Origin of the sequence: Klebsiella sp. P1927, assembly GCF_018204675.1 — a bacterium.
GTDB classification, from domain to species: Bacteria; Pseudomonadota; Gammaproteobacteria; order Enterobacterales; family Enterobacteriaceae; genus Klebsiella; species Klebsiella pneumoniae.
On the sequence record NZ_CP073377.1, the window covers coordinates 1,140,761 to 1,161,902 of the forward strand.

A 21,142-nucleotide genomic window follows, 5' to 3' on the forward strand; every position below is an offset into this window, starting at 1 on the left:
TATGGGATCTGCGTGCGGATTCTTTTACTCCCTCTCCCTCAGTCAGAGGGGAGGGGTGAGGGCATCGGCGACTCAGGCGCTTCAAGTATCCCCTCCATCACCGCATCACCATACTCTTCAAACTCAATATTCCAGAAGCGTAAAACTCGCCATCCCTCGCTCTGTTGCCAGAGGGTGCGGCGTCATCGTGTTGGCCGCCGTCCAGTTCAATCGCCAGCCGTATTGCGCAGCAGGCGAAATCGAGAATATAGGGGGCAACGGGGCGCTGGCGGCGAAACGTATCGCTAGCAAAACGGCGGTTGCCCAGTCAGTACCCTGGTCGACGTTCTGCGGGCGTTAAGCTACGTCTGAGCTGACGAGCAAATATCTGTGTGTTTTTCATATAAACACAGTGCACGCCTGGCTGCCGTTTGTCACAATGACCCGTCTAATCTGCGAGCCGCTTTCAGCTAAGCTTTGCCAGTTGCTTATTCCCTTTTCGACTTCCAAATCGCCAAACGGTATATAAAACTGTTACTCCTTTCGTACCCGTTATAAATATGATGATCATCAGAAAATGTTCAACGTTGATAAGGGTGCGCAATGGCCGTTAAATCACTGAAAAAAGGATATCTGGCGCTGGCGGCTTCCATGCTGCTGGTGGCGCAGGCGCAGGCGACGGAGCTGCTGAACAGCTCCTATGATGTCTCCCGCGAGCTGTTTGCCGCCCTTAACCCGCCTTTTGAGCAGCAGTGGGCGAAAGACAATGGCGGGGACAAGCTGACCATCAAGCAGTCGCATGCCGGTTCATCCAAGCAGGCGCTGGCTATTTTGCAGGGCCTGAAGGCGGACGTGGTCACCTACAACCAGGTGACGGACGTGCAGATCCTGCATGACAAAGGCAACCTGATCCCGGCCGACTGGCAAAGCCGTCTGCCGAACAACAGCTCACCGTTCTATTCGACGATGGGTTTCCTGGTGCGTAAAGGCAATCCGAAAAACATTCATGACTGGAACGACCTGGTTCGCTCTGACGTTAAGCTGATCTTCCCGAATCCGAAAACCTCGGGTAACGCCCGATACACCTACCTGGCGGCATGGGGCGCGGCGGATAAAGCTGATGGCGGCGATAAAGCTAAAACCGAACAGTTTATGACTCAGTTTCTCAAGAACGTCGAAGTCTTTGACACCGGCGGGCGCGGAGCGACCACCACCTTCGCCGAGCGCGGCCTCGGCGATGTGCTGATTAGCTTCGAATCGGAAGTGAACAATATTCGCAAGCAGTATGAGGCGCAGGGATTTGAAGTGGTTATCCCGAAAACCAACATTCTGGCGGAGTTCCCGGTAGCCTGGGTCGATAAAAACGTCAAAGCCAATGGCACGGAAAAGGCGGCGAAAGCCTACCTGAACTGGCTCTATACGCCACAGGCGCAAACTATCATTACCGACTACTACTATCGGGTAAACAACCCGAAAGTGATGGATGCTCTGAAGGATAAATTCCCACAGACCGAGCTGTTCCGCGTGGAAGATAAGTTTGGCTCCTGGCCTGAGGTGATGAAAACCCACTTCGCCAGCGGCGGCGAACTGGACAAACTGCTGGCGGCGGGGCGTAAGTAATGTTTGCTGTGTCGTCCAAGCGCGTGCTGCCGGGTTTTACCCTGAGCCTTGGCACCAGCCTGCTGTTTGTCTGTCTGATTTTGTTATTACCGCTCAGCGCGTTGGTGATGCAGCTGGCGCAGATGAGTTGGGCGCAGTACTGGGATGTGATCACCAACCCGCAGGTGGTGGCTGCCTATAAGGTGACGCTGCTGTCGGCGTTTGTGGCCTCGATTTTTAACGGCGTCTTTGGTCTGCTGATGGCCTGGATCCTGACCCGCTATCGTTTTCCGGGCCGCACGCTGCTGGATGCCTTAATGGACCTGCCGTTTGCGCTGCCGACGGCGGTAGCCGGTCTGACCCTGGCCTCGCTGTTTTCGGTGAACGGTATTTACGGGGAATGGCTGGCGAAGTTCGATATTAAAGTCACCTATACCTGGCTCGGCATCGCCGTGGCGATGGCCTTCACCAGCATCCCGTTTGTGGTACGCACCGTGCAGCCGGTGCTGGAAGAGTTGGGGCCCGAGTATGAGGAAGCGGCGGAAACGCTGGGCGCTACGCGCTGGCAGAGTTTCCGCAAGGTGGTGCTGCCGGAGCTGTCGCCGGCGCTGCTGGCGGGCATTGCTCTGTCGTTTACCCGCAGCCTCGGCGAATTCGGCGCGGTGATTTTTATCGCCGGCAACATCGCGTGGAAGACGGAAGTGACGTCGCTGATGATCTTTATTCGTCTGCAGGAGTTTGACTATCCGGCGGCGAGCGCCATCGCCTCGGTGATCCTGGCCGCCTCACTGCTGCTGCTGTTTTCCATCAATACCCTGCAGAGTCGCTTTGGTCGACGCGTGGTAGGTCACTAATGGCGGAAGTTACTCAATTGAAACGCTACGACGCGCCCCGTATCAACTGGGGAAAATGGTTTCTGATTGGCGTCGGGATGCTGGTCTCCGCCTTCATCCTTGTGGTGCCGATGCTCTACATCTTTATCCAGGCCTTCAGCAAAGGATTGATGCCGGTGCTGGAAAACCTGGCGAACCCGGACATGCTGCATGCCATCTGGCTGACGGTGATGATTGCATTGATTACCGTACCGGTGAACCTGGTGTTCGGTACCTTGCTGGCCTGGCTGGTGACACGTTTTACCTTTCCGGGGCGCCAGCTGCTGCTGACGTTGCTGGATATCCCGTTCGCCGTCTCGCCGGTGGTGGCCGGTCTGGTGTATCTGCTGTTTTACGGCTCTAACGGTCCGCTGGGCGGCTGGCTTGACGCGCATAATCTGCAAATCATGTTCGCCTGGCCAGGCATGGTGCTGGCGACCATCTTTGTTACCTGTCCGTTTGTGGTGCGTGAGCTGGTGCCGGTGATGATGAGTCAGGGCAGTCATGAAGATGAGGCCGCGGTGCTGCTGGGCGCGTCCGGTTGGCAGATGTTCCGCCGGGTGACGTTGCCCAATATTCGCTGGGCGCTGCTGTACGGCGTGGTGCTGACCAACGCCCGCGCCATCGGCGAATTTGGCGCGGTGTCGGTGGTTTCCGGCTCGATCCGCGGCGAAACGCTGTCGCTGCCGCTGCAAATTGAACTACTGGAGCAGGATTACAACACCGTCGGCTCGTTTACCGCCGCCGCCCTGCTGACGTTAATGGCTATTCTGACCCTGTTTTTAAAGAGTATGTTGCAATGGCGTCTGGCCAATCAGAAAGAACGCGCGCAACAGGAGGGAAATCATGAGCATTGAGATTGCCAATATTAAGAAATCGTTTGGTCGCACCCAGGTGCTGAATGATATCTCGTTGGATATCCCTTCCGGACAAATGGTTGCGCTGCTGGGGCCCTCGGGCTCCGGAAAAACCACCCTGCTGCGAATTATCGCCGGTCTGGAGCATCAGACCAGCGGTCATATCCGCTTCCACGGTACCGACGTCAGTCGGATGCACGCTCGCGACCGTAAAGTGGGCTTCGTTTTCCAGCACTATGCGCTGTTCCGCCATATGACGGTGTTCGATAACATCGCCTTTGGCCTGACCGTGCTGCCGCGCCGCGAACGCCCCAATGCGGCGGCGATTAAAGCCAAGGTGACCAAACTGCTGGAGATGGTGCAGCTGGCCCATCTGGCGGATCGCTATCCGGCGCAGCTGTCCGGAGGCCAGAAGCAGCGCGTGGCGCTGGCGCGCGCCCTGGCGGTGGAGCCGCAAATTTTGCTGCTGGATGAACCTTTCGGTGCGCTGGATGCGCAGGTGCGTAAAGAGCTGCGCCGCTGGCTGCGTCAGCTGCATGAAGAGCTGAAATTCACCAGCGTGTTCGTCACCCACGATCAGGAAGAGGCGATGGAAGTTGCCGACCGGGTGGTGGTCATGAGCCAGGGCAACATCGAACAGGCCGATGCCCCGGAGCGCGTATGGCGTGAGCCGTCTACCCGTTTCGTGCTGGAGTTTATGGGGGAAGTGAACCGCCTGCAGGGGGTCATCCGCGGTGGACAGTTCCACGTCGGCGCCCACCGCTGGCCGTTAGGCTATACCCCGGCATACCAGGGGCCAGTGGACCTGTTCCTGCGCCCGTGGGAAGTGGACATCAGCCGGCGGACCAGCCTGGATTCGCCGCTGCCGGTGCAGGTCCTGGAGGCCAGTCCGAAAGGGCACTACACCCAATTAGTCGTCCAGCCTCTGGGGTGGTATGACGAACCGCTGAGCGTGGTGTTAACGGGCGACGAGGCGCCGTCCCGCGGCGAACGGCTGTTCGTCGGGCTGCAAAACGCGCGTTTGTACAACGGTACCGAGCGTATCGAGCCGCGCGGCGAGCTTGCTCTGGCGGAGTCGGCCTGATAGCTTAAATCCATGTGCTTTTGCCGGGTGAGGCTCTGCTTACCCGGTCTGGAATTATGACGCGTCTGCCAGGCCGGGTAAGCGAAGCGCCGCCCGGCTTTTTTATTGAGTAAAAATCGTGAATACACTCGAACAAACCATCGGCAATACCCCTCTGGTCAAACTTCAGCGTCTGGGACCGGACAACGGCAGCGAAGTCTGGGTCAAACTCGAAGGCAATAATCCGGCCGGCTCGGTGAAAGATCGCGCCGCGCTGTCAATGATCGTTGAAGCGGAAAAGCGCGGCGAAATTCAGCCCGGAGACGTGCTGATCGAAGCGACCAGCGGCAACACCGGTATTGCGCTGGCGATGATCGCCGCGCTGAAAGGCTACCGGATGAAGCTGCTGATGCCCGACAACATGAGCCAGGAGCGTCGGGCCGCGATGCGCGCTTACGGCGCCGAGCTTATCCTGGTCAGCAAAGAGCAAGGGATGGAGGGTGCCCGCGACCTGGCTCTGGAGATGGCCCAGCGCGGCGAAGGCAAACTGCTCGATCAGTTTAACAACCCGGATAACCCCTACGCCCACTACACCACCACCGGCCCGGAAATCTGGCAGCAGACCGCGGGGCGTATCACCCACTTTGTCTCCAGTATGGGGACCACTGGCACCATTACCGGCGTGTCACGTTTTCTGCGTGAACAGAGTAGACCGGTGACCATTGTTGGCCTGCAGCCGGAGGAGGGGAGCAGTATTCCCGGGATCCGCCGCTGGCCGGCAGAGTATATGCCGGGGATCTTTAACGCTTCGCTGGTGGATACGGTGCTGGATATTCATCAGCAGGATGCTGAGAACACCATGCGTCAGCTGGCGGTGCGGGAAGGCATTTTCTGCGGCGTCAGTTCGGGCGGCGCGGTAGCGGGCGCGTTACGCATAGCCCGCGAAAATCCTGGCGCGGTGGTGGTGGCGATTGTCTGCGATCGCGGCGATCGTTACCTTTCCACCGGCGTCTTCGGCGAAGAACACTTTAGCCAGGGGGCGGGCATTTAATCATCAAGCAGGTCGGTGCCGTAGGAGTTATCGACGGTGCACAGCCAGCGTTCGCCCTGCTTCTGAAAGACATAGGTGGCGCGTCGCGTAACCTGGGATATCCCGTCCGCCGTCGGGATATCCAGCCGGGTCTCCATAATCACCAGCGCATTGCCGCCGCCTTCAATAACCTCCATTTTCCCCTGAGTCACCACCAGTCGGTGCTGGAAATAGTCGGCAATGGCGATAAAGGCTTTGCGGATATTCTCTTTCCCTCTGACCACCATGCCCGGTTTGACGACCAGCGCGGCGTCTTCTGCGTAATAACTCATCAGGGTATCGTAATCTTCCTGCGAGATAGCGCGATCGCAGGCTTCAATGACTGCTTTCAGTGCCAGGTCAGGGTGACGCATCTCTGGTGCTCCTTGTTGTGAGCGATTTGTCCGCCTCGGCGATCAGGGCATGCAGGTAAGACTAGCCTGCTGTCGTTTATTTTTCATTAATTTGTCGGCAGCTGCCATCACTCCCCGATACGTTCGGTGGACTGCCTGCGTCAGGGGGCGTCTAAGGCCTGCGCAATATCGGCCGCCAGGCGGGAAATCTCAGCGTCACTCAGACGGCCCAGCGACAGGCGTAGCCCGTGGGAGGGCGTACGGATGCCAAACACCTCTCCCTCCCGGACCAGCCAGCCGGCGCGGGCCAGGCGTAAGGCGTAGGGCTGGCTCGCCGCTGGCAGCGGCAGCCAGAAATTGAGGCCATCCCCTGGCGTAGCATGGCTGAAGCCGTGCCGGGCCAGCGCCGCCGCCAGTTTCTCATTCTGCTGGCGATAGTGACGACGAGTCTCCGTCATCGAGGCGATAAACGCCTCGTCGGTCAGGCAGGCCAGCGTCAGGTCCTGCAGCAGATGGCTGACCCACTGGCTGCCGGCGTTAAGCCGCAGGCGCAGCGCCGCTGAAGTAGCGGCATCGCTGGCGATAAAGGCCAGCCGCAGGTCTGGTCCGAGGGTTTTTGACATCGAGCGCACCAGCGCCCAGCGTTGGGTGCTTGCAGGAAGAGGGGAGTGCCATGGCGTGGCCGACAGCAGGGCAAAATGGTCATCAACAATCGCCAGTACCTGCGGATAGCGGGCTAGCACCTCCCGCAGGGCATGCGCCCGGGTTTCCGTCAGGCTACAGCCGGTAGGATTATGCGCGCGCGGGGTTAAGATCACCGCCCGTGCGCCGTTGCGTAACGCCTCCTCCAGGCCGTCAGGATCCATCCCTTCGGCATCCACCGCCACCGGGCAGGGGGTAAAACCGGCGTAACGCACCATATTGATGCTGCTGAGAAAACAGGGATCTTCCACCACAACGCCGTCGCCGGGGAGCAGCAGAGCGCACAGCAGGCGCTCCAGGGCGTCTATCGCCCCGCTGGCGAGATTCACCGCAAAGGGAACGGCTATCTCTCTGGCAAACCACGCCTCGGCCCATTGGCCAAGCCGCGGCTCGATGGGCGCATCGCCATACAGGCGGGGCGTGCGGGCAATCTGGCCCAGATAGCGGGGTAAATCAGGCAGTCTGGCCGGATCCGGATTGCCGCTGGAGATATCGTTCAGCGGGGTCGTTGGGTCACCTCCCTCCAGCGCCGGCAGTGTGTCCCGCGCTTTAATGGCTGTACCGTTGCGTCCCTGACTGACGGCCAGCCCGGAGGTCACCAGCCGTTTATAGGCGGCGGCGACAGTGTTGCGATTCACTGCAAGCTGGCTGGCGAGTTCACGTACCGGCGGCAGAACCTCTCCGGGCTGCAACCCGCCGCTCTGCACCAGATGGCGGATGTTATCGAAGATTTCGCTGGCGGTTTTTCCGGCTAACATTATTGACCTATGACAAAATGGAATTTAGCATAGGACGAATCATAATCAGTGCGTGACCCGCTGTCCAGCGGGGGGAGAAAAGATGGGCCAGCAGGATGATATACAATCAGTGCTCTTTCACGACAAAAGCCGGGCGTCGGAAGTGGATATCGTCGCCGTGCAGTCGCAGGTAGTCTATGGCAGCGTCGGCAACGGCATCGCGGTTCCGGCGATTAAACAGCATGGTCTGCGCGTGCTGGCGGTGCCGACGGTGCTGTTCAGTAATACGCCCCATTATGAGACGTTCTATGGCGGCATTATTCCGGAAGAGTGGTTTGTCGGGTATCTGCAGGCGCTGGAGGAGCGCGACGCGCTGCGCGAACTGCGTGCGGTCACCACCGGCTATATGGGCAGCGCAGTGCAAATCGAACGCCTGGCGCAGTGGCTGACGCGCGTACGGGCCCGCCATCCCGGGTTGTGCATTCTGGTGGATCCGGTCATCGGCGATGTCGACAGCGGCATCTATGTCAAGGCTGAGATCCCGGACGCCTATCGTCAGCACCTGCTGCCGCTGGCGCAAGGGATCACCCCCAATCTGTTCGAACTGGAGACGCTGAGCGGCCAGCGCTGTCGCGATCGGCAGGAGGCGGTCGCCGCGGCGCGAAGCCTGCTGTCGGACACCCTCAAATGGGTGGTGATCACCAGCGCGCCGGGAGAGGCCGATTCGACGATCAATGTGCTGGTGGTGACGGCCGATGCAGTGGAAGTGGTGGTTCACCCGCGGGTGGAGACAGACTTAAAAGGAACCGGCGATCTGTTCTGCGCGGAGCTGGTGAGCGGGTTGCTTTCCGGACTGGCGCTGGGGGCAGCGACGCAGGCTGCTGCCCAGCGCGTGCTGGAGGTGATGAACTGGACTGCCGCCCAGGGGTGTGACGAATTGATCCTACCGCCGCTGGAGCAAAGCAGATGAAAAGCTATCGGTTAGTGATCCGCCAGCAGGGACGCATTGTTGGTCATTTTGATACGACAGGTGAGGCGGCGCTGGAGGATGCCTGCGTGGCGCGGTCGCTGTTCGGCCTGGCCGGTGGATATCAGTGCGAACTGCTGGTCGCTGACAGCGAGCGGCGAATTCTGGAGAGCACCCCGGAGGGATTGCGCGTCTTGTCCCGCGAGAAGTGCTATCGACCGGTAACTTGCGCGGTATAAAAAAATGGCGCCTTTCGGCGCCATTTTTATGCAGCAAGCATTACTTCTTGATGCGGATTACCGGGGTTTCACCCACGGTCACGCTACCGGACAGTTTGATCAGCTCTTTGATCTCGTCCATGTTGGAGATAACCACCGGCGTCAGAGTCGACTTGGCTTTCTCTTCCAGCAGCGGCAGATCAAATTCGATAACCGGATCGCCGACTTTCACGCGCTGACCTTCTTCCGCGATACGCTTGAAGCCTTCGCCTTTCAGTTCAACGGTATCAATACCGAAGTGAACGAACAGCTCGATGCCGCTATCAGATTCAATAGAGAACGCGTGGTTGGTTTCGAAAATTTTACCAATGGTACCGTCTACCGGCGCGACCATTTTGTTGCCAGTCGGTTTGATGGCAATCCCATCGCCCACAATTTTTTCCGCAAAAACCACATCCGGCACGTCTTCAATGTTGACGATCTCACCGGAGAGGGGAGCAACAATCTCAATAGTTCCGGTGTCTTTCTTGTCATCAGAAACCAGAGATTTCAATTTATCAAACAAACCCATGATCTTCTCCTAAGCAGTAATTTGGGCCGCGCATCTCGTGGATTAGCAGATTGTTTTTTCTTCAATGAACTTGTTAACCAGCGTCATTAACTCGTCCGTTGTCGGTTGAGCAAGAGCCTGCTCTGCTAATACTTTCGCATCTTCGAAGTTCGTATTACGAATAATCTTCTTGATGCGCGGGATGGAAATGGCGCTCATAGAGAATTCGTCCAGCCCCATACCCAGCAACAGAAGTGTAGCACGTTCATCGCCCGCAAGCTCACCGCACATGCCAGTCCATTTACCTTCAGCGTGAGAAGCATCAATAACTTGCTTAATCAGATTCAGTACAGACGGTGACATCGGCTGGTAAAGATGTGAAATCATATCATTACCACGGTCAACTGCCAGAGTATATTGCGTTAAATCATTGGTGCCGATACTAAAGAAATCAACTTCTTTGGCCAGATGACGAGCAATAGTCGCCGCAGCCGGTGTTTCCACCATCACGCCGATCTCAATGGATTCGTCAAATGCTTTACCTTCGTCACGCAGTTCCTGTTTGTAGATTTCGATCTCTTTCTTCAGCGCACGCACTTCTTCAACAGAGATGATCATCGGGAACATAATGCGCAGCTTACCGAAAGCGGAGGCACGCAGGATGGCGCGAACCTGGTCGCGCAGGATCTCTTTACGATCCATCGCAATACGCACGGCACGCCAGCCGAGGAACGGGTTCTCTTCTTTCGGGAAGTTCATGTACGGCAGCTCTTTGTCGCCGCCGATATCCATGGTACGGACGATAACGGCCTGAGAGCCACAGGCCTCAGCCACCGCTTTATAAGCCGCAAACTGTTCTTCTTCAGTTGGCAGCGCGTCACGGTCCATGAACAGGAATTCGGTACGATACAGGCCTACGCCTTCGGCGCCGTTGCGCTCAGCACCTTCGACATCGCGAACGGTACCAATGTTGGCGCAGACTTCAACCTGATGGCCGTCGAGGGTAATCGCCGGCAGATCTTTCAGTTTCGCCAGTTCGGCTTTTTCTTCCGCAACCTGAGCCTGCAGACTACGCAGCGCTTCAATTTGCTCGTTAGACGGGTTGATAAGAACCTGGTTGTTCACCGCGTCGAGAATCAGATAGTCGCCGTTCTTCACCTGCGCCGTGATGCTGCCGGTGCCCACGATGGCCGGCAATTCCAGGGAACGCGCCATGATAGAGGTGTGGGAGGTACGACCGCCCGCATCGGTGATGAAACCCAGCACTTTTTTCAGGTTCAGCTGTGCGGTTTCAGACGGGGTCAGATCGGCGGCGACGAGGATGACTTCATCCTGAATCGCACTCAGATCGATGATTGCCAGACCAAGGATGTTGCGCAGCAGGCGCTTACCGATATCACGTACGTCAGCCGCACGTTCTTTCAGGTATTCATCATCCAGCTCTTCCAGGGCAGTGGCCTGACCGTCGATAACTTCATTGGCTGCCGCGTCGGCAGTCATGTGCTTATCTTTAATCAGGGCTATGATTTCCTGCTCAAGCTCCTCATCTTCCAGCAGCATAATATGCCCTTCGAAGATGGCTTCTTTTTCTTCACCGAAAGTTTCACCAGCTTTGGTTTTGATGACCTCCAGCTGGGCGGAGGCCTTGGCGCGGCCGCTCAGGAAACGTTCGACTTCCTGATCAACCTTATCGGCAGAAATTTTCTTCCGGTCGATGACAATTTCATCTTCCTTCAGCAGCAATGCTTTGCCGAAGGCGATACCCGGGGATGCTAAAATGCCTGAAATCATAACCCTACCTTACTTGTGACTGATATGAAAAAGAACCCGTGAACTTACTCGAGTTCAGCCATCAGTTTAACCAGATGCTCAACAGCTTTCTGCTCATCTTCGCCTTCAGCGGAGAGGGTCACTACGGTGCCCTGGGTCAGGCCCAGAGTCTGCAGTTTGAACAGGCTTTTGGCGCTGGCGCTTTTGCCGTTGGAGGTTACAGTGATCTCAGAAGTGAAGCCTTTAGCTTCTTTAACAAACTGAGCAGCAGGGCGGGTGTGCAGACCGTTCGGAGCGGTAATGGTAACTTCTTGCTGGAACATTATATTTCCCCAACTTATAGGTTTAGTGTTGTGGACCTAAAGTCTAGTCTAACGACTCGACTTTAGCCTGTATTGTTAGCGCCGGCGTTACGTTTCCGGCCTTGGCGTCGGCAGCGCCTGGCGCTGCGAAGACCTGCGGGCCATTGACGTCTAGCACGTCATTAAACATTATGCCGCGAAAGGAAGACTTGAACCAAATCATAAAATCGATTCAGCTGGCGGAAATCCTCTTCTGAATAATTTCGCGCATCAAAATAAATGTGCTGGTTAAATACCAGACCCTACGAGGTGAATCAATGCCAGGAGGGGTAAAACTTTGACGTGTGCCACAAAAAAGCACCCGAAAAGGTGCTTTTTTACACATTATTTACAAGCTGGCACTACTGTTGCAGCTCTTTCTCAGTGAAGAGATCGGCGAACAGCGCGGTGCTTAAATAACGCTCACCTGAGGAAGGCAGGATAACCACAATATTCTTATTGGTAAAGGCCTCATCTTCCTGCAGCTTCAGCGCGGCGGCAACGGCGGCCCCGGAAGAGATACCCGCCAGGATGCCTTCTTCTTCCATCAGGCGGCGCGCCGTGGAGATAGCTTCCTCGTTGGTAATGCCGATCACTTTGTCGACCAGCTTCAGATCCAGGTTGCCAGGAATGAAGCCGGCGCCGATACCCTGAATTTTGTGCGGACCCGGCTTGAGTTCTTCCCCCGCCAGCGCCTGGGCGATCACCGGGGAATCGGTCGGTTCAACGGCGACGGTGATCAGATCTTTTTTACCTTTGGTGTTTTTGATATAGCGGCTGACGCCGGTCAGCGTTCCGCCGGTACCTACGCCGGAGATAAACACATCCACCTGACCATCGGTATCTTCCCAGATTTCCGGGCCGGTAGTCTTCTCGTGGATTTCCGGGTTAGCCGGGTTGCTGAACTGCTGCAGCAGCAGGAATTGTTCCGGGTTGCTGGCGACAATCTCTTCCGCTTTCTGGATAGCGCCTTTCATGCCTTTGGCGCCTTCGGTCAGCACCAGGTTGGCGCCCAGGGCTTTCAGCAGCTTACGACGCTCGATGCTCATGGTTTCCGGCATGGTTAGCGTCAGTTTGTAGCCGCGGGCCGCCGCCACGTAGGCGAGGGCGATACCGGTGTTGCCGCTGGTCGGCTCGACCAGTTCCACGCCAGGTTTCAGAACGCCGCGCTTTTCAGCATCCCAGATCATATTGGCGCCGATACGGCATTTTACGCTAAAGCTCGGGTTACGAGATTCTACCTTTGCCAGGATACGGCCATTACCGATGCGGTTCAGTCGTACCAGCGGCGTATGACCGATAGTCAGGGAGTTGTCTTCAAAAATCTTACTCATGGCCCGTCCTTAACTGTATGAAATTTGGGGGTACGGCATCAGCATACCCGCTTAAAGAATATGCGGAAGTAAGGATTTAGCATATCTATATGCGGAAGGGAAATAATGATAAGCAAGAAGGAATAAGCGCGATATAAGGGAGCGGCCTTTGCCGCCCCCAAGTGAAGGTGTTACCGCTATTTCCAGCTGGCGTGTCTATCGCGATAGCAATCGACCCACATGGCGGTGGCGCCGCAGATAGCCACCGGAAGGATCACCAGGTTTAACACCGGGATCATTGTGAACAGGCTGGTGAGCGCCCCAAACTGCATATTCATCACTTTGCGACTGCGCAGCGATTCGCGCATGGTTTTGAAGGGAACCTTGTGATTATCAAAGGGATAATCACAGTATTGAATCGCCAGCATCCATGCGCTGAACAGGAACCAGAGTACCGGGGCTACCGTCTGCCCAACGCCGGGAATAAAGTAGAGCAGCAACAGCACGATGGCGCGCGGCAGATACCAGGCCAGCTTCTGCCACTCACGCTTCATAATCCGCGGAATATCTTTCATGATGCCAAAGACGCCGACGTCCGGCGGGGTAGCGCCGGTCAGGCGCGCTTCCAGCTGTTCCGCCAGCAGGCCGCTGAACGGCGCGGCTATCCAGTTGGCGATCGTCGAAAAGAAGTAGCCAAACACCAGCAGGATTGAGAGCACTACCACCGGCCACAGCAGGTAGTTTAGCCACTGCAGCCAGTCCGGCACATGGCTCATCAGCGAGGGGATCCAGCTGCCGAGACGGGTAAACAGCCACCAGAAGGCAGCGCCCATCAGCAGCACGTTAACCAGTAAAGGCAGGAAGACATAACGCCGTATGCCCGGCAGCCCGATGAGTTTCCAGCCCTGCGAAAAATAATAAACGCCGCTGCGCGGGGTCGGTGCGGATGATGAAACCATAGCCAGGCATTGCTCCTTTTTTAACATCCGGTGTGAATGCTCGCTTATTTTATCGGGTCGTCAGACAATAACCAGTTAGGAAATGTTCGAAAAAACAGCAAAAAGCACGATTTAGTTCATCTTTATGTGGTGAAAGCGACCGACGCACTTGCACTTGAGGTAATCGGCAAATACTCTTAGTGAGTAAATGTTTGCCGTGGTGGCAAGGTGTTAGAACAACAGAGAATATAATGATGCAGGATTTGCGTCTGATATTAATCATTGTTGGCGCGATCGCCATAATCGCTTTACTGGTACATGGTTTCTGGACCAGCCGTAAAGAACGTTCTTCGATGTTTCGCGATCGCCCACTGAAACGTATGAAGTCGCGCGACGATGAGTCGGAAAACGACGACTTTGATGATAATGTTGAAGGCGTAGGAGAAGTCCGCGTTCATCCGGTGACTCACGCCCCGCACGGCGCGCATGGGGAGCATGAAGCCCCTCGTCAGTCGCCGCAGCACCAGTACCAGCCGCCTTACGAGCGCCAGATGCAGCAGCCTGCGCGTCCTGAAGAACCGGTTCGCCAGCCGCCGCAGCCGCCGCGCCAGGCCCCGGTTCCACCGCAGCAACAGCCTGCGCCGCATGCGGCTCCGCAGCCTGGCTGGCAACAGCCGCAACCTGCGCAGCCGCCCGTACAACCGCAACACCAGCCGCAGCCTGTTGTGCAGCAGCCTGTCGCGCCGCAACCGGTGACGCCGACCGTCGCTCAGCCGCAGCCAGCCGCCCCGCAGCAGCCTGCGCCACAGCCTGTTGCCGCGTCGCAGCCCGCCGTCGCGGAACCGCAGCCGGTAGAGCCGCAGCAGCCCGCCGCGCCGCAGCCGAAAGAGCGCAAAGAGACGGTCATTGTGATGAACGTCGCCGCGCATCATGGCGCCCAGCTTAACGGTGAAGTGCTGATCAACAGTATCCAGCAGGCCGGCTTTAAGTTTGGTGAAATGAATATTTTCCACCGCCACCTAAGTCCGGACGGCAGCGGTCCGGTGTTGTTCAGTCTGGCCAACATGGTGAAACCGGGAACCTTCAATCCGGACAGCATGGCGGATATGATGACCCCTGGGGTGACTATCTTTATGCAGGTCCCTTCCTACGGCGATGAACTGCAGAACTTCAAGCTGATGCTGCAGTCTGCGCAGTATATCGCTGACGAAGTGGGCGGCGTGGTGCTTGACGATCAGCGTCGCATGATGACGCCGCAAAAACTGCGTGAATACCAGGATCGTATTCGCGAAGTGAAAGACGCGAACGCCTGACGTTCCGCGTTAACTCAATCCTTTCTCAACCCCCGCCTGTCGGGGGTTTTTTATCATTGATGGTGTGATATGGAACCAATCGAACAACAACTGACTGAACTGCGAACCACGCTTCGCCATCATGAATATCTGTACCACGTTATGGACGCGCCGGAAGTGCCGGATGCGGAATATGACCGCCTGATGCGCAAGCTGCGCGAGCTGGAGAGCCAGCACCCGGAGCTGATTACCCCGGATTCGCCAACTCAGAGGGTGGGGGCGGCGCCACTCACCGCCTTTAGCCAGATCCGCCATGAAGTGCCGATGCTGTCGCTGGATAACGTGTTTGACGAAGAGAGCTTTCTCGCCTTCAACAAGCGGGTACAGGATCGCCTGAAAAGCACAGATCATCTTACCTACTGCTGCGAGCTTAAGCTCGACGGCCTCGCGGTGAGCATTCTCTACGAAAACGGCGTGTTGGTGCAGGCGGCAACCCGCGGCGACGGCACCACTGGCGAAGATATTACCTCTAACGTGCGAACTATTCGCGCCATCCCCCTCAAGCTGCATGGCGAGAATATTCCTGCACGCCTTGAGGTACGTGGGGAAGTGTTCCTCCCGCAGGCCGGGTTTGAAAAAATCAATGAGGAAGCTCGCCGCACCGGCGGGAAAGTGTTTGCTAACCCGCGTAATGCGGCAGCGGGTTCGCTGCGCCAGCTCGATCCGCGCATCACTGCGAAGCGACCGCTTACTTTCTTCTGCTACGGCGTGGGCGTGCTGGAGGGCGGCGAGCTGCCGGCCAGCCACTCGGCTCGGTTGCTGCAGTTCAAAGCATGGGGGCTGCCGGTGAGCGATCGCGTCACCCTGTGCCACACCCCCGAGGAAGTGCTTACTTACTATCGTAAAGTCGAGGAAGAGCGTCCCCACCTGGGCTTTGACATTGATGGCGTGGTGATCAAAGTCGATTCGCTGGCGCTGCAGGAACAGCTGGGTTTCGTCGCCCGCGCGCCGCGCTGGGCCGTGGCCTTTAAGTTCCCGGCACAGGAGCAGATGACCTTCGTCCGGGACGTGGAGTTCCAGGTGGGCCGCACCGGGGCGATTACGCCGGTGGCGCGTCTGGAGCCGGTCCATGTTGCCGGCGTGTTGGTGAGCAATGCCACCCTGCATAATGCCGATGAAATTGAACGCTTAGGCTTGAAAATCGGCGACAAGGTGGTGATTCGCCGGGCAGGCGATGTGATCCCGCAGGTGGTTAACGTGGTGCTTTCCGAGCGTCCGGCGGATGCCCGGGATGTCGTCTTCCCGACCCACTGTCCTGTATGTCAGTCAGACGTTGAACGGGTGGAAGGCGAGGCGGTAGCCCGCTGTACGGGCGGCCTGATCTGCGGCGCGCAGCGCAAAGAGTCGCTCAAGCACTTCGTCTCCCGTCGCGCGCTCGACGTTGACGGCATGGGCGACAAGATCATCGACCAGCTGGTGGAGAAAGAGTACGTCCATACCCCGGCGGATCTGTTCCGGCTGACGGCGGGGAAACTGACCGGGCTGGATCGGATGGGGCCGAAGTCCGCGCAAAACGTAGTCAACGCCCTCGAGAAAGCCAAAGAGACGACCTTCGCACGTTTCCTCTACGCCTTAGGTATTCGCGAGGTAGGAGAAGCGACGGCGGCGGGCCTGGCGGCGCATTTCGGCACTCTCGAAGCCCTTGAGCAGGCTACCATTGAGGAGCTACAGAAAGTCCCTGATGTCGGCATCGTCGTCGCTACCCATACCTTCAACTTCTTTGCCGAAGAGAGCAACCGCGATGTCATTGCGCAACTGCTGGCGGAGGGGGTTCGCTGGCCTGCGCCGGTGGTGGTGAAGGCGGAAGAGATTGATAGCCCGTTTGCAGGCAAAACCGTGGTCCTTACCGGCAGCCTCAGCCAGCTGTCGCGCGATGACGCCAAAGCGCGTCTGGTGGCGCTGGGGGCGAAGGTGGCAGGCAGCGTGTCGAAGAAAACCGACCTGGTGATTGCCGGCGAAGCGGCGGGGTCTAAGCTGGCGAAAGCGCAGGAGCTGGGCATCGAGGTGATTGACGAGGCCGAAATGATGCGTCTGCTGGGAGAATAACGTGGATAAAGCGCAGCTGGTCGAGATAGCCAATACCGAAATGCCGTTCGGTAAATACAAGGGACGTCGCTTAATCGATGTCCCGGAAGAGTATTTATTGTGGTTCGCGCGTAAGGATCAATTCCCTGCCGGGCATCTTGGCGAGCTGATGGCGTTGACCCTGCTGATTAAAACTGAGGGGCTGAGCGATCTGGTCCAGCCCCTGAAGAAAGCGCGTTAGGCTTTGGCCGCGTTGGCCTTTTCCTCAGCGAGACGCGCATCGGTTTGCTGCTTGTAGCGCCGCGCCAGCACCGCGCAGACCATCAGCTGGATTTGGTGGAAGATCATCAACGGCAGCACCATGATGCCGAGGATGGAGGTCGGGAAGAGAATATTGGCCATCGGAATGCCGTTGGCCAGGCTCTTTTTCGAACCGCAGAAGACGATGGTAATCTCATCGGCTTTGTTAAAGCCGCAGCGGCGGGCGACAAAGACGTTGACCGCGATGACGATGGCCAGCAGCACCAGGCTGACCACCACGATAAACAGCAGCGATCCCAGACCGACTTTATGCCAGATGCCATTCACCACCGCCTCGCTAAAGGCGGAGTAAACCACCAGCAGAATCGAGGTCTGGTCGGTCTTACCAATCCACTTCTTATGCTTCGCCACCCAGTCGCCAATCCACGGCCGCGATAAGTGACCGAGCACGAAAGGCAGCAGCAGCTGCAGCATAATTTTACCGACCTGCTCCAGACTGCCGCCTGCGCCGTGAAGGTTCATCAGGACCCCCACCAGTAGCGGGGAAACAAAGATCCCCAGCAGGCTGGAGGCCGAGGCTGAGCAAACCGCAGCCGCGACGTTGCCCCCGGCCAGCGAAGTAAAGGCGATAGCGGATTGCACGGTGGCCGGCAGAATGCACAGATAGATAAAGCCGCTGTAGAGCATCGGATCGACATTCACCGGCGCCCACCAGGCAAACAGAACCCCGAGTAGCGGGAAGAGAATAAAGGTGCTGCACATCACCCAGAGATGCAAACGCCAGTGGCTGCCGCCGGCGATAATCGCCTCCCGGGAGAGTTTAGCGCCATGCATAAAGAACAGTAGCGCGATGGCGGCGGTGGTCAGATGTTCAAAGAAGGGGACGAAAGCGCCACGGGCCGGGAAGAATGAGGCCAGCAGGACAACGGTGATTAGCGTGGCCGTAAACGGATCGAGAATACGGAAAAGTTTCATAAACGCTCCTGAAAAGAGATGCGCTATTGTGCTTTTTTTCATTTGAGAAATAAAATTGATTTATTGCATCTATTCATGAATAAAAAAGATGAATTACTCTCTGCGTCAGTTAAAAGTATTTGTCACCGTCGCCCGGGCCAGAAGCTTCAGCCGGGCAGGGGAGATGATTGGCTTAAGTCAGTCGGCCGTCAGCCATAGCGTCAAGGAGCTGGAGCATCAGACCGGCGTCCGTCTGCTCGACCGTACTACTCGCGAAGTGGTGCTCACCGAGGCGGGTCAGCAGCTGGCGGGCAGGCTGGAACGTTTGCTCGATGAGTTGACGATTACCCTGCGCGACGCCGGGCGGGTAGGCCAGCAGCTGAGCGGCACCGTCAAGGTCGCCGCCAGTCAGACGATTTCCGCCCACCTTATTCCGCAGTGTATTGCTCACAGCAATCGTCGTTATCCCGATATCGATTTTGTGCTGCACGATCGGCCCCAGCAGTGGGTGCTGGAGAGTATCCGCCAGGGGGAAGTGGATTTTGGCATCGTGATTGATCCGGGCCCGGCGGCAGACCTTCAGTGTGAAGTGGTTCTGGCGGAACCATTTTTGCTGCTCTGTCGGGAGGATCATCCTTTTGCCAGCCTGACAGAAGTTCCGTGGCAGGCGCTGCAGGATGAAAGGCTAATCCTGCAGGATTATGCGTCCGGCAGCCGCCCGCTGATCGATGCGGCCCTCAGCAGGCTGGCTATCCGGGCGAACATCGTCCAGGAGATTGGCCACCCGGCAACGCTGTTTCCGATGGTAGAATCGGGAATTGGCATCAGCGTTCTGCCGGCGCTGGCGCTACCGTTACCGCAGGGGAGCCATCTGACGGTGAAACGGCTGACTCCGGTGATGGAGCGGCAGCTGATGCTGGCATGCAGGAAAAATCGCTCGCTGTCGACCGCCGCTCAGGCGTTATGGGAAATTGTGCGTGAAGAAGGGGAGAATTTAACCGCCGCCAGGGTTGAAGATCCGCTATATCAGCGCTGACAGGGGAGATTGCTGCGGAGGGACTCGTGGCAGGGCCATGTTCCGCGCATAGCAAAAAGGCGCCTTTAGGGCGCCTTTTTACATTGGTGGGTCGTGCAGGATTCGAACCTGCGACCAATTGATTAAAAGTCAACTGCTCTACCAACTGAGCTAACGACCCGAAGTGGTGGGTGATGACGGGATCGAACCGCCGACCCCCTCCTTGTAAGGGAGGTGCTCTCCCAGCTGAGCTAATCACCCACTTCGGTACTTCACATTTTGACAGAAAATCCAGCTGGCGAGAAAGTGGTGGGTGATGACGGGATCGAACCGCCGACCCCCTCCTTGTAAGGGAGGTGCTCTCCCAGCTGAGCTAATCACCCACTTCTCAATTTTCTGTTCTACACGGCGGAGACTACGTTAAGTAGTGGTGGGTGATGACGGGATCGAACCGCCGACCCCCTCCTTGTAAGGGAGGTGCTCTCCCAGCTGAGCTAATCACCCCCGCTGTGTGGAGTCGCATTATAGGGAGAGTTGAAAATGAGTCAACGCCTTTTCTAAAGAATTCGTTCGTTCGTCGTAAAATTAAACAAAGCGATCGCGAAACCGGCGCCATAGCATGATTTATAAACAAAAATGGCAAACCGTGACGTTCCGATGGGAACAACATTGAGGAATCAGCCCACGGTGTTAGAATATTGACCCATAATTTCCACCGGACATTGCCGGCTATCGGCATCTTTATTAAACGTAAGGCCAATTCATGAAAATCAAAACTCGCTTCGCGCCAAGCCCAACCGGCTATCTGCACGTTGGCGGTGCGCGTACTGCTCTCTATTCCTGGCTTTTTGCCCGTAACCACGGCGGTGAGTTTGTGCTGCGTATTGAAGACACCGATCTCGAACGCTCCACCCCGGAAGCAATTGAAGCCATCATGGATGGCATGAACTGGCTGAATCTGCAATGGGACGAAGGCCCCTATTTCCAGACCAAACGTTTCGATCGTTATAACAACGTAATCGATGAGATGCTGGAAGCCGGTACCGCTTACAAATGCTATTGCTCGAAAGAACGTCTGGAAGCGCTGCGCGAAGAGCAGATGGCGAAGGGTGAGAAGCCGCGTTACGATGGCCGCTGCCGCCATAGCCACGAGCACCATGCTGACGATGAGCCGTGCGTCGTGCGTTTCGCCAACCCGCAGGAAGGTTCGGTTATTTTTGACGATCAGATCCGCGGACCTATCGAGTTCAGCAACCAGGAACTGGACGATCTGATCATTCGCCGTACCGATGGTTCCCCGACCTATAACTTCTGCGTGGTGGTAGATGACTGGGATATGGCGATCACTCACGTGATCCGCGGCGAAGATCATATCAACAACACGCCGCGCCAGATCAACATCCTCAAAGCGCTGAATGCGCCGGTGCCTGTTTATGCGCACGTGTCGATGATCAACGGCGATGACGGTAAAAAACTTTCCAAGCGCCACGGCGCAGTGAGCGTGATGCAGTATCGCGACGACGGCTACCTGCCGGAAGCGCTACTCAACTATCTGGTGCGCCTGGGCTGGTCTCATGGCGATCAGGAGATTTTCACTCGCGAAGAGATGATTGAGTTCTTCTCGCTGGGCGCGGTGAGCAAATCCGCCAGTGCCTTTAACACCGATAAACTGCTGTGGTTAAACCATCACTATATCAATACCCTGCCGGCGGAGTATGTGGCAACGCATCTGCAGTGGCATATCGAGCAGGAAAATATCGACACTCGCAACGGCCCGCAGCTGGCTGAGCTGGTGAAACTGCTGGGCGAGCGTTGCAAGACGCTGAAAGAGATGGCCCAGAGCTGCCGCTACTTCTATGAAGAGTTCGCTGAATTCGATGCCGACGCCGCGAAAAAACATCTGCGTCCAGTGGCGCGTCAGCCGCTGGAAGTGGTTCGCGATAAGCTGGCGGCGATTAGCGACTGGACGGCGGAAAACGTCCATCACGCGATTCAGGCAACTGCTGATGAGCTGGAGGTGGGGATGGGTAAAGTCGGTATGCCGCTGCGCGTGGCGGTTACCGGGGCAGGGCAATCTCCTGCGCTAGACGTTACTGTCCATGCTATCGGTAAATCCCGTAGCGTAGATCGTATCAATAAAGCGCTGGCTTTTATCGCTGAACGCGAAGGCCCGGCGTCCTGACGGCGACGCAGCTGAAACAACGGCA

The 21,142-nt window shown here is 57.1% G+C and carries 21 protein-coding genes and 4 tRNA genes; 12 read left to right on the top strand and 13 right to left on the bottom strand.

Annotation, left to right across the window (positions count from 1 at the left end; genetic code table 11):
* Positions 1–97 precede the first annotated feature (97 nt).
* Positions 98–307 carry an endonuclease domain-containing protein gene (locus KB892_RS31625; protein WP_338858069.1) on the bottom strand — a complete coding sequence of 70 codons (210 nt, stop codon included), beginning with the start codon at positions 305–307 and terminating at the stop codon, positions 98–100.
* A 275-nt stretch (positions 308–582) separates the two neighbouring features.
* Between KB892_RS31625 and cysP the strand changes: the two genes are divergently transcribed.
* The 5 genes from cysP (at position 583) to cysM (ending at position 5,421) form a co-directional block, all read left to right on the top strand.
* On the top strand, positions 583–1,599 hold the full coding sequence (cysP, locus tag KB892_RS05885; protein ID WP_002913628.1) for a thiosulfate/sulfate ABC transporter substrate-binding protein CysP: 1,017 nt from the start codon (positions 583–585) through the stop codon (positions 1,597–1,599).
* On the top strand, positions 1,599–2,432 hold the full coding sequence (gene cysT / locus KB892_RS05890; RefSeq protein WP_002913626.1) for a sulfate/thiosulfate ABC transporter permease CysT: 834 nt from the start codon (positions 1,599–1,601) through the stop codon (positions 2,430–2,432). The genes cysP and cysT overlap by 1 nt, the downstream gene beginning before the upstream one ends.
* A complete protein-coding gene (cysW, locus tag KB892_RS05895) occupies positions 2,432–3,307 on the top strand; it encodes a sulfate/thiosulfate ABC transporter permease CysW (protein WP_002913625.1) in 876 nt (291 codons plus the stop codon). The genes cysT and cysW overlap by 1 nt, the downstream gene beginning before the upstream one ends.
* Positions 3,297–4,391, top strand: a complete 1,095-nt coding sequence (cysA, locus tag KB892_RS05900; protein WP_002913623.1) for a sulfate/thiosulfate ABC transporter ATP-binding protein CysA — start codon at positions 3,297–3,299, stop codon at positions 4,389–4,391. The genes cysW and cysA overlap by 11 nt, the downstream gene beginning before the upstream one ends.
* 118 nt (positions 4,392–4,509) lie before the next feature.
* Complete coding sequence (gene cysM, locus KB892_RS05905) at positions 4,510–5,421, top strand: cysteine synthase CysM (protein WP_002913621.1); 912 nt, start codon at positions 4,510–4,512, stop codon at positions 5,419–5,421.
* On the opposite strand, the gene KB892_RS05910 is transcribed toward cysM, so the two are convergent.
* On the bottom strand, positions 5,418–5,813 hold the full coding sequence (locus tag KB892_RS05910) for a YybH family protein (protein WP_002913619.1): 396 nt from the start codon (positions 5,811–5,813) through the stop codon (positions 5,418–5,420). The two genes, cysM and KB892_RS05910, sit on opposite strands and share 4 nt — an antisense overlap.
* A 140-nt stretch (positions 5,814–5,953) precedes the next feature.
* Complete coding sequence (ptsJ, locus tag KB892_RS05915; RefSeq protein ID WP_002913617.1) at positions 5,954–7,252, bottom strand: MocR-like B6 salvage transcription factor PtsJ; 1,299 nt, start codon at positions 7,250–7,252, stop codon at positions 5,954–5,956.
* A gap of 82 nt (positions 7,253–7,334) precedes the next feature.
* Between ptsJ and pdxK the strand changes: the two genes are divergently transcribed.
* Both pdxK and KB892_RS05925 read left to right on the top strand, forming a co-directional pair.
* On the top strand, positions 7,335–8,201 hold the full coding sequence (gene pdxK, locus KB892_RS05920; RefSeq protein ID WP_002913613.1) for a pyridoxine/pyridoxal/pyridoxamine kinase: 867 nt from the start codon (positions 7,335–7,337) through the stop codon (positions 8,199–8,201).
* Complete coding sequence (locus KB892_RS05925; protein WP_002913605.1) at positions 8,198–8,437, top strand: hypothetical protein; 240 nt, start codon at positions 8,198–8,200, stop codon at positions 8,435–8,437. Before pdxK ends, KB892_RS05925 begins: the two co-directional genes overlap by 4 nt.
* Before the next feature lie 40 nt (positions 8,438–8,477).
* Here the strand turns inward: KB892_RS05925 and crr are convergent, their stop codons facing one another.
* The 5 genes from crr to cysZ all read right to left on the bottom strand — a co-directional run bounded on the left by crr (position 8,478) and on the right by cysZ (position 13,349).
* Positions 8,478–8,987, bottom strand: coding sequence for a PTS glucose transporter subunit IIA (gene crr, locus KB892_RS05930; RefSeq protein WP_000522253.1), 510 nt, complete (start codon positions 8,985–8,987; stop codon positions 8,478–8,480).
* Between the two features lie 42 nt (positions 8,988–9,029).
* The gene (gene ptsI / locus KB892_RS05935; RefSeq protein WP_002913506.1) at positions 9,030–10,757 is read right to left on the bottom strand and encodes a phosphoenolpyruvate-protein phosphotransferase PtsI; all 1,728 of its coding nucleotides are present in this window, start codon (positions 10,755–10,757) and stop codon (positions 9,030–9,032) included.
* A 44-nt stretch (positions 10,758–10,801) separates the two neighbouring features.
* Positions 10,802–11,059 carry a phosphocarrier protein Hpr gene (gene ptsH / locus KB892_RS05940; RefSeq protein ID WP_002913505.1) on the bottom strand — a complete coding sequence of 86 codons (258 nt, stop codon included), beginning with the start codon at positions 11,057–11,059 and terminating at the stop codon, positions 10,802–10,804.
* 380 nt (positions 11,060–11,439) lie between these two features.
* Positions 11,440–12,411 carry a cysteine synthase A gene (gene cysK / locus KB892_RS05945; protein WP_002913498.1) on the bottom strand — a complete coding sequence of 324 codons (972 nt, stop codon included), beginning with the start codon at positions 12,409–12,411 and terminating at the stop codon, positions 11,440–11,442.
* A gap of 176 nt (positions 12,412–12,587) precedes the next feature.
* Positions 12,588–13,349 (bottom strand): sulfate transporter CysZ, encoded by a 762-nt coding sequence (cysZ, locus tag KB892_RS05950; protein WP_002913495.1) that lies wholly within the window; start codon positions 13,347–13,349, stop codon positions 12,588–12,590.
* Positions 13,350–13,579: 230 nt separating this feature from the next.
* On the opposite strand from cysZ, the gene zipA reads away from it, so the two are divergent.
* The 3 genes from zipA (at position 13,580) to KB892_RS05965 (ending at position 16,946) form a co-directional block, all read left to right on the top strand.
* A complete protein-coding gene (zipA, locus tag KB892_RS05955) occupies positions 13,580–14,641 on the top strand; it encodes a cell division protein ZipA (protein WP_004151995.1) in 1,062 nt (353 codons plus the stop codon).
* Between the two features lie 69 nt (positions 14,642–14,710).
* Positions 14,711–16,726 carry an NAD-dependent DNA ligase LigA gene (ligA, locus tag KB892_RS05960; RefSeq protein WP_002913442.1) on the top strand — a complete coding sequence of 672 codons (2,016 nt, stop codon included), beginning with the start codon at positions 14,711–14,713 and terminating at the stop codon, positions 16,724–16,726.
* Between the two features lies 1 nt (position 16,727).
* Positions 16,728–16,946: a DUF3820 family protein gene (locus KB892_RS05965; protein WP_002913440.1), complete on the top strand. Its 219-nt coding sequence runs from the start codon at positions 16,728–16,730 to the stop codon at positions 16,944–16,946.
* Here the strand turns inward: KB892_RS05965 and KB892_RS05970 are convergent.
* On the bottom strand, positions 16,943–17,941 hold the full coding sequence (locus KB892_RS05970) for a bile acid:sodium symporter family protein (RefSeq protein WP_002913439.1): 999 nt from the start codon (positions 17,939–17,941) through the stop codon (positions 16,943–16,945). The genes KB892_RS05965 and KB892_RS05970 overlap by 4 nt on opposite strands.
* 88 nt (positions 17,942–18,029) lie before the next feature.
* Here KB892_RS05970 and KB892_RS05975 point away from each other — a divergent pair, with 88 nt between their 5' ends.
* Positions 18,030–18,956 carry a LysR family transcriptional regulator gene (locus KB892_RS05975; RefSeq protein ID WP_002913438.1) on the top strand — a complete coding sequence of 309 codons (927 nt, stop codon included), beginning with the start codon at positions 18,030–18,032 and terminating at the stop codon, positions 18,954–18,956.
* An 84-nt stretch (positions 18,957–19,040) separates the two neighbouring features.
* Here KB892_RS05975 and KB892_RS05980 read toward each other — a convergent pair.
* The 4 genes from KB892_RS05980 to KB892_RS05995 form a co-directional block, all read right to left on the bottom strand.
* Positions 19,041–19,116 (bottom strand) — tRNA-Lys (locus KB892_RS05980).
* A 4-nt stretch (positions 19,117–19,120) separates the two neighbouring features.
* Positions 19,121–19,196, bottom strand: a tRNA-Val gene (locus KB892_RS05985).
* Positions 19,197–19,242: 46 nt separating this feature from the next.
* Positions 19,243–19,318 (bottom strand) — tRNA-Val (locus KB892_RS05990).
* A 45-nt stretch (positions 19,319–19,363) separates the two neighbouring features.
* Positions 19,364–19,439, bottom strand: a tRNA-Val gene (locus KB892_RS05995).
* A gap of 259 nt (positions 19,440–19,698) precedes the next feature.
* On the opposite strand from KB892_RS05995, the gene gltX reads away from it, so the two are divergent.
* On the top strand, positions 19,699–21,117 hold the full coding sequence (gene gltX / locus KB892_RS06000) for a glutamate--tRNA ligase (protein ID WP_002913437.1): 1,419 nt from the start codon (positions 19,699–19,701) through the stop codon (positions 21,115–21,117).
* Positions 21,118–21,142 lie beyond the last annotated feature (25 nt).

What these genes read in the sequence shown, in the direction of transcription:
- cysZ (WP_002913495.1), bottom strand. Translation starts at nt 13,349, where the DNA reads ATGGTTTCATCATCCGCACCGACCCCGCGCAGCGGCGTTTATTATTTT.
- cysW (WP_002913625.1), top strand. Translation starts at nt 2,432, where the DNA reads ATGGCGGAAGTTACTCAATTGAAACGCTACGACGCGCCCCGTATCAAC.
- cysP (WP_002913628.1), top strand. Translation starts at nt 583, where the DNA reads ATGGCCGTTAAATCACTGAAAAAAGGATATCTGGCGCTGGCGGCTTCC.
- ligA (WP_002913442.1), top strand. Translation starts at nt 14,711, where the DNA reads ATGGAACCAATCGAACAACAACTGACTGAACTGCGAACCACGCTTCGC.
- KB892_RS05970 (WP_002913439.1), bottom strand. Translation starts at nt 17,941, where the DNA reads ATGAAACTTTTCCGTATTCTCGATCCGTTTACGGCCACGCTAATCACC.
- crr (WP_000522253.1), bottom strand. Translation starts at nt 8,987, where the DNA reads ATGGGTTTGTTTGATAAATTGAAATCTCTGGTTTCTGATGACAAGAAA.
- KB892_RS05975 (WP_002913438.1), top strand. Translation starts at nt 18,030, where the DNA reads ATGAATTACTCTCTGCGTCAGTTAAAAGTATTTGTCACCGTCGCCCGG.
- cysK (WP_002913498.1), bottom strand. Translation starts at nt 12,411, where the DNA reads ATGAGTAAGATTTTTGAAGACAACTCCCTGACTATCGGTCATACGCCG.
- zipA (WP_004151995.1), top strand. Translation starts at nt 13,580, where the DNA reads ATGATGCAGGATTTGCGTCTGATATTAATCATTGTTGGCGCGATCGCC.
- KB892_RS05925 (WP_002913605.1), top strand. Translation starts at nt 8,198, where the DNA reads ATGAAAAGCTATCGGTTAGTGATCCGCCAGCAGGGACGCATTGTTGGT.
- cysA (WP_002913623.1), top strand. Translation starts at nt 3,297, where the DNA reads ATGAGCATTGAGATTGCCAATATTAAGAAATCGTTTGGTCGCACCCAG.
- pdxK (WP_002913613.1), top strand. Translation starts at nt 7,335, where the DNA reads ATGGGCCAGCAGGATGATATACAATCAGTGCTCTTTCACGACAAAAGC.
- KB892_RS05910 (WP_002913619.1), bottom strand. Translation starts at nt 5,813, where the DNA reads ATGCGTCACCCTGACCTGGCACTGAAAGCAGTCATTGAAGCCTGCGAT.
- ptsI (WP_002913506.1), bottom strand. Translation starts at nt 10,757, where the DNA reads ATGATTTCAGGCATTTTAGCATCCCCGGGTATCGCCTTCGGCAAAGCA.
- ptsJ (WP_002913617.1), bottom strand. Translation starts at nt 7,252, where the DNA reads ATGTTAGCCGGAAAAACCGCCAGCGAAATCTTCGATAACATCCGCCAT.
- gltX (WP_002913437.1), top strand. Translation starts at nt 19,699, where the DNA reads ATGAAAATCAAAACTCGCTTCGCGCCAAGCCCAACCGGCTATCTGCAC.
- cysT (WP_002913626.1), top strand. Translation starts at nt 1,599, where the DNA reads ATGTTTGCTGTGTCGTCCAAGCGCGTGCTGCCGGGTTTTACCCTGAGC.
- ptsH (WP_002913505.1), bottom strand. Translation starts at nt 11,059, where the DNA reads ATGTTCCAGCAAGAAGTTACCATTACCGCTCCGAACGGTCTGCACACC.